4 protein-coding genes and 3 pseudogenes are annotated in these 6,857 nt (G+C 65.3%); 1 reads left to right on the top strand and 6 read right to left on the bottom strand.

Annotated elements, in window-relative coordinates:
* The coding region (locus GOAMI_RS15285; RefSeq protein WP_006437447.1) for an IS481 family transposase at window positions 1–347 on the top strand (347 nt) is incomplete at its 5' end.
* Here the strand turns inward: GOAMI_RS15285 and groL are convergent.
* From groL to GOAMI_RS15255, 6 genes and pseudogenes are all read right to left on the bottom strand, one after another.
* Window positions 344–1,995 (bottom strand): annotated as a pseudogene (gene groL / locus GOAMI_RS15280) (chaperonin GroEL). The gene GOAMI_RS15285 and the pseudogene groL sit on opposite strands and share 4 nt — an antisense overlap.
* A gap of 380 nt (window positions 1,996–2,375) precedes the next feature.
* Window positions 2,376–3,401: an NAD(P)-dependent alcohol dehydrogenase gene (locus GOAMI_RS15275; protein ID WP_006437444.1), complete on the bottom strand. Its 1,026-nt coding sequence runs from the start codon at window positions 3,399–3,401 to the stop codon at window positions 2,376–2,378.
* Window positions 3,402–3,404: 3 nt separating this feature from the next.
* Window positions 3,405–4,205, bottom strand: coding sequence for an iron-sulfur cluster assembly protein (locus tag GOAMI_RS15270; RefSeq protein ID WP_006437443.1), 801 nt, complete (start codon window positions 4,203–4,205; stop codon window positions 3,405–3,407).
* Window positions 4,202–5,247: pseudogene (locus tag GOAMI_RS15265) on the bottom strand (amidohydrolase family protein). The gene GOAMI_RS15270 and the pseudogene GOAMI_RS15265 overlap by 4 nt, the downstream one beginning before the upstream one ends.
* Before the next feature lie 150 nt (window positions 5,248–5,397).
* Window positions 5,398–5,736, bottom strand: coding sequence for a propane 2-monooxygenase effector subunit MimD (mimD, locus tag GOAMI_RS15260; RefSeq protein WP_174324744.1), 339 nt, complete (start codon window positions 5,734–5,736; stop codon window positions 5,398–5,400).
* 5 nt (window positions 5,737–5,741) lie between these two features.
* Window positions 5,742–6,855, bottom strand: a pseudogene (locus GOAMI_RS15255) (aromatic/alkene monooxygenase hydroxylase subunit beta).
* Between the last annotated feature and the right edge of the window lie 2 nt (window positions 6,856–6,857).

Here is a 6,857-nt window from a genome sequence, read left to right as displayed (position 1 = left end):
CCCGGGCCTTGGCCCACTTTGCCTCGATCGGCGTCACGACCACACGGGTGATGACCGACAACGGGTCCTGTTACCGGTCCAGAATGTTCCGGAAACGATTGGCCGACAACGGGATCAAACACAAATGGACACGACCATACCGGCCGCAAACCAACGGCAAGGTGGAACGATTCAACCGCACACTGCAAGAGGAATGGGCCTACGCCCGCCCCTACAACAGCGAGACCGAACGCGTGGCCGCCTTCGACGAGTTCCTGCGCATCTACAATCACGAACGCAGCCACACCGCACTCAGAGGCGACTCACCCGCCGACCGCGTACCCAACCTGGCGGGTCAGTACAACTAGTAGATGTTGGAGGGCCGCACCATCCCCTCGGCGAGATCACCGAATCCGGGGGCCTCGATCGCGCCCGGGTGCGTCAACACCTCCTCGACCACCGCGGTCTCGGTGGTGATCAGCAGCGCCGCGATCGACGCGGCGCTCTCCAGCGCGGCCTTGGTGACCTTGGCCGGATCGATCACGCCCTCGTCGAACATGTCGCCGTAGTTGCCCGTCATCGCATTGAATCCGTGGCCGAGGGGAAGACCACTCACGACCTTGACCACTTCCTCGCCGTCGAATCCGGCGTTGGTGGCGATCCAGAACAGCGGTTCGGCCATCGACCTGCGGACGACGTCGATGCCGGCTCCTTCGTCACCGCCTACGTCGCCGAGGGCGTCGAGGGCCCGGTGCGCCTGGGCCAGTGCGGTACCACCGCCGGAGACGATGCCGTCCTCGACCGCGGCACGCGTTGCGGCCAGGGCATCCTCGACACGGAGCATGCGTTCCTTGAGTTCGACGCTCGTCACGCCGCCCACCCGGATCACCGCCACCCGGCCCGTGAGCCGTGCGATACGCAGCTCCAGGCTGTCCCGGTCGGCGTCGATCCGGGCGCGCGCGTGTTGCGCCTCGAGTTGAGCGACCCGCGCATCGACGAGGGTCTGGTCGCCGCGTGCACCGACGATCGTGGTGGCGTCCTCGGTGACGGTGATCCGGTCGCACTGGCCGAGATGCTCCAGGGAGACCTCGTGCAGTTCGAGGCCGGTGTCCTTGGCGATCACATGACCGCCCAGCGCGACGGCGAGATCCTCGAGTTCGGCGACGCGGCGATGACCGAATCCCGGCGCTCGAACCACCACCGACTGCATCGTCTTGTGCATGTTGCCGCCGACGAGCAGCTGCAGGCGGGACCGTCGACGTCCTCGGCGAGTACGACCAGCGGACGGTCGGCCCGTTTGGCCGCCTCGATACTCGGCATGATCTCCTGCACCGAGGTGATCTTCTTGTTGGTCAGCAACACTACCGGATTGTCGAGAACCGCTTCCATCCGTTCGTGATTGGTGACCATGTACCCGGAGATGTAGCCGTGGTCGAACTCGATGCCGTCGACCACGTCCACCGACAGTCCCAGGGTGTCGCTCTCCTCGGTGGTGATGACGCCGTTGCGGCCGACGTACTCGACCGCGGCGGCGATGGCCGAACCGATGACCTCGTCGTCACTCGCGGCCAGGGTCGCGATGCGTTCGAGATCGCCACGGCCGCCGAGCGAGACGGACTGTTCCGACAGCGCATCGATCACCGTGCTGATCGCACGCTCGATCCCGCGGCGCACGCGCATCGGGTTGGCACCCTGTTCCACCGCGCGCAGACCTTCGCGAACCATGGCCTGCGCCAGCACGGTTGCCGTGGTGGTGCCGTCACCCACGACGCCGTTGGTCTTCATCGCCACTTCCTTGACCAGCTGTGCGCCCATGTTGGCGAACGGGTCCCGCAGCTGTATCTCCCGGGCGATCGTCACCCCGTCGTTGGTGATGGTCGGTGGGCCGGTGAGCTTCTCGAGGACCGCGTTGCGGCCCTTCGGTCCCAATGTCACCTTGACCGCGTCGGCGAGTGCGTTCACTCCTCGCTCGAGCCGCAGTCGCGCTTCGGCGTTGTAGCGCAACTCCTTGGCCATGGTCGTCCTGCCTTTCTGTGGTGTTCTCGGCTTGGTGTTCTCGGCTGTGTACTGCGGGAAATCTGTTGTGCCTTCAGCTCTCTGCGGTGCGAGGGGCGGGTTCGGTCTGCGTGGGGCTTCGACGCGGTGCCTCGCTTCGCTCGGTACCGGCTCAGCCGGCGGAGAGCGAGCTTGCGAGGGCGGGTTCGGCCTGCGTGGGGCTTCGACGCGGTGCCTCGCTTCGCTCGGTACCGGCTCAGCCGGCGGGGGGGGCCTCGCTTCGCTCGGTACCGGCTCAGCCGGCGGAGCGCGCGTCCTCTGCTCCCTGAGGTGCGAGGAGCGATAGCGACGATCGACTGCTCCCTGAGGTGCGAGGAGCGATAGCGACGAGCCTCGAAGGGTCAGGGCACAAGAATCGCGCGGCCGCGTACGCGACCGGCGTCGAGATCGTCGAGTGCCTGCTGGAAATCGGCAAGGGCGTAGGTGCTGGTGTGCAGCTTCACCTTTCCCCGGGCGGCGAGGTCCATCAGCTCACCGAGGTCGTTGTAGGAACCGACCAGGTTGCCGATGAAGTTGATCTCGGTGGAGATCACGTCGATGGTGGGGACGTCGATGTTCTCGCCGTAGCCGACCACGAAGAAGCTGCCGGCGCGGCGCAGCATCGCGGTACCCTCGGCGGTCGCCCCGCCCTCGCCGACGAAGTCGAGCACGGCCTCGGCGCCGTGTCCGCCCGTCAGGTCGAGGACCTGCTGCACATGTGTTCCGTCGGCGACGATGCCGATGTCGGCGCCCACCTCCTTCGCGAGTTCCACCGCATCCGGATTCCGGTCGACGACGACGATCCGCAGCGCGGAGATCGCGGACAGCACCTGGATTCCGATGTGCCCCAGACCTCCTGCGCCGATGACCACGCACGTGTCGCCGGGTCGGGTCATCCGCGCGACCTTCGCGGCCGCGTGATAGGCGGTCAGGCCGGCGTCGGCGAGTGCGGCCACGTCGGCGGGTTCGAGGGAATCGTCGATCTTCACCACGCTGCGGGCGGTGGTCTTGAGGAACTCCGCATAACCGCCGTCGGTGTCGATACCCGGGAACTGGCTGTTCTCGCAGTGGACGTCGTCGCCGAATCGGCAGGCCCGGCAGAGACCGCAGGTGATCAGCGGGTGCAGGATCACCTTGTCGCCGACGGCGACGTTGGTGACGGCGTCACCGATCGACTCGACCCAGCCGGCGTTCTCGTGACCGATCGTGTAGGGAAGCGCGACACCGCTCTTCGCCTCCCACTGACCCTCGAGGATGTGCAGATCGGTGCGACACACACCGGCGCCGCCGATTCGGACGATGACGTCGTGGGGTCCGGTGATCTCGGGTGCCGGGACCTCGTTGAGTTGCAGTTTGTCGTGATAGCCGACGACCTGGACTGCGCGCATGGCTTACTCCTGTTCGCTTCGGTGGTGTGCGCGAGGGGTTTCGCGGAGATTGGTGATGACCGGGCCGCTGGCCCCGTCGCATTCGTCGTCGTCGGCGTAGCGGGTGGCGAGCAGGCCGCGGCAGAAGTGGCTGTTGCCCTCCATCGAGATACGCACGGAGCGCGCGAATCTCAACCGCATGGGGACCTGATCGGCCGGCAGTGCGTGCCCCTCCTCGTCGACGACGACGAGGCTGTTGGGGCAGATGCTGAGGCCCAGTTCCATGCGCCGTCGCAGCAGCGCCGACTTGTGGTGTCCGCGTGGCAGATCGCGCAGTGCCAGCCGATCCACCTCGGCCACCGTGACCCGTCCCGCGGCGATCTCGGCGGCCACGGCGCGTTCCATCGCGGCCGTGTGGGCCTTGCGCTGGAACGTCAGGCGCAGTTCGTCGAGGCTCTCGAGTGCTTCGACGCCGAACGTCCCCTTGTAGCCGGCGCGGGCGTCGAGGCCGGCGTTGATCTTGTCGCTGTCGTGATGATCGTCCAGCAGCACCCGGACCTGACCGACGCCGTTGACGTCCTCGAGCGCGTCGAGGGCATCCGACCCCATCAGATAGGCGAAGTTGGGCGAACAGAACGACGTCGGGAGCCGGAGGTGGACGGTCACACCCGCCTCGTCGATCAGGATCGACCGGACGAACCTCAGTTCGGTGATGGGCTGGTCGAGCTCGGGATCGAGCACGGTGTCGAGTGCGGCGAGGACGTCGCGCTCGAGTTCCACCGCGGTACCGGCGACATATCCGGGAAGAGGTGCGACCGCGGTCATGCCGTCACCGCGTCCTTCGCGCCGGCGGCCACCTCGACTTCCGATCGGCCGCGCTGGTCGGGAGCTTCAGTTCCTCGGGAACCTCGATGTGCGGGTACAGGGCGGCCGCGTTGAGGCCGAGGATCTTCTTCTTCTGTTCGACGGTGATCGGCGCGTATTCGGTCATGTCCTCCGGGATCTGGAAGTCGACGAACCGCTCGACCAGCCACTGCGGCGTCCACAGGGCGTAGTCGCTGGCGAAGAGGATCTTGTCCTCGCCGATCCAGTACAGGAGTTCACCGATGATCTGAGCGAAGTAGCGGGGCCGCGTGTGGATGAACGGGATGGCCACGGCCAGCCCGCCGAAGACGTTGGACTCCTGGGTGGCGATCCAGCAGAAGTCCTCGAGGCGAGGCAGACCAACGTGCTCGATGATGAAGTTCAGGTCGAGGTAGTCGGTGGCCACCTTGTCGACGTCGGCCACGTCGAAGGCGTCGCGTTCCAGCGGGCGGATCGTCGGGCCCTTGTGGACGTGGATGTTCTTGATGCCGAGCTTGATGCATTCCTCGAGGTAGCGGCGCGACCAGGCGTCGTCGAGCTTGTAACCGCGTGAGTCGCCGAACCATTCGGCGGTGTAGAGCTTCACGCCCTTCAGGTTCATGTTCTCGGCGTCCTTGCGGAGCTGCTCGAGACCGGCCTCTCCGTGACGCGGGTCGTAGGCGTGGTTGTAGGTGAGCAGTTTCGGGTTGTCCTCGCACAGCTTCAGCGAATCGTCGACCTGGGCGAAACCGTTGACGTAGAAGTCTTTCAGGATCGTCGCCTGGAAGATCGCATGGTCGGCCGGGCCGTTCTCGAACAGGTCGCTCATGAGGCGTTCGGGACCGTAATAGGTGTAGGTGTCGTAGTCCCAGACCTTCTCTTCCGGACTGAGATTGCGGTGGTAGTCGTAGAAACAATCGATGAACTGCTTGCCGTGGATGTTGCGCTGATTGGATTTACGGCCGTCCCAGAGATGGACGTGCGCGTCGACGATGAAGTACTTGTCGCCATTCTTCTCGTACATCGATGACTCCCTTGGTCTGATGGGCTGGTTGGCGGGGAAGAGATGAAAACCGTGGCGGGGATGGATCGTTGATGGTGGTTACGTCGTGACCGCCGGGCTCGGTCACCGGCGGTCACGACGTAGTCGTGTGGGGCGTCGGTTCGCCTCGCGTCAGCTCTCGGCGGTGAGATCGAACCCGATGAACTCGGCGGCGTCCTCGGGGCTCGCGAACAGGTAGGTCCGATCGTCGAGGTGCACCATCCGCCCGTAATGGGTGGAGCTGATCTCCTCGAAGACCGAGCCGTCGAACTCCTGGCCCAGGGCGTCGGTGAGTTCGTCGTAGTCGAACTCGAGCCGGTTGACGCCGTCGACGCGGATCATCGACGGGTACTCGGTGAGTTCGACGCCGTCCTTGGCGCCCATGACGTCGGCGACCACGCGGCCGATGGGCGTGTTCATCAGGGTGACGCCGCACATGTTGGAGAACTCGGTCTGTGCGCCGAATTGCATGGTGCTCACTGGTTCAACTCCTCGGGGATGTCGACTTCGATGGCTTTGAGGACGTCGCGGAACTTCTCGGTCGCCGCCTCGAGACTCGTGGCGAAGGTGACCGACTTGTCCGCCGGTTGGGACCAGATCGGTTGCAGTCCACGCGCTGCGTCGAGGCAACGCGGCACCCACTCCGACAGCCACTGTTCGAACAGCTCGCGGTTCTGCGCGCCGTACTGTTCGTCGCGGGAGAGCATCTGGAACAGGGCCCGCGTGTAGTTCAGGTCGCGGTCGTAGTCGTACTCACCGGTGCCGACGATCGTCGGCGTGATGTAGTCACCGTTGCGTGCCGCGACCTGCATGATCAGTTCGGTCCGGAAAAGCGACCCGACGAGTTGCTCGAAGACGATGTTGGTGCAGAACAACAACTTCGCCCAGTCGCCGATCGCGGTCAGCCGTTCGGCGGCCTCCCGGGTGGGCTGCCACTCCGGCGCGGACTGCCGATCCGTCGAAGGCCTCCTCGGCCTCGGCGAGATCCAGGTTGAACAGTGCGAGGTCCTGGGCGAAGCGCAGCTTGTGCGCCGCACTCACCGCGACCGCGTTGTTGATCATGTTGGTGGGTGCCGACCTCTGGATCGAGGTGAAGACATGGAGGCCCATTCCGCTCTCGGCATGCATCCAGGCGCCGAGGTTGCGCTCGATGAATTTGAGCCACGAGGGATTCCATCCGTCGTAGACCCGGGCCCGCTTGGCGTTCTGCAGACACAGGTCGACCTGGTGGACCACCGCCGAGTTGTTGCGGTAGATGGTCTGTTCCCACTCCTCGTTGGGGTCGAGGAAGGCATGCCAGTTGCTGGACTTCGCCGCCGTCCACTCCTGCGGATAACCGCCGGGACCGTTGCCGAAGCCGTAGATCCAGCCCTGGGTCAGGTGGCGTTCCGGATCGGGCTGCACGTCGACGGTGACGTCCTCGTAGACCGTCGCCCGCTTCTTGGCCGGCTGATAGTAGTTGTACTTGCGGCTCTTGCTGCTCGGGAACTCTTTGGCGCCGGCCTCGGCGTCGGTGAATTCGATGGTCGGGAAACTACGTTCGCGCTGAGGAGATCCCGGAGAGGACTTCGGTGCGGTGGGTGCGGACATAC

The sequence above is a fragment of the Gordonia amicalis NBRC 100051 = JCM 11271 genome, from assembly GCF_000332995.1.
GTDB classification, from domain to species: Bacteria; Actinomycetota; Actinomycetes; order Mycobacteriales; family Mycobacteriaceae; genus Gordonia; species Gordonia amicalis.
This window is presented reverse-complemented; position numbering and strand designations above follow the sequence as displayed.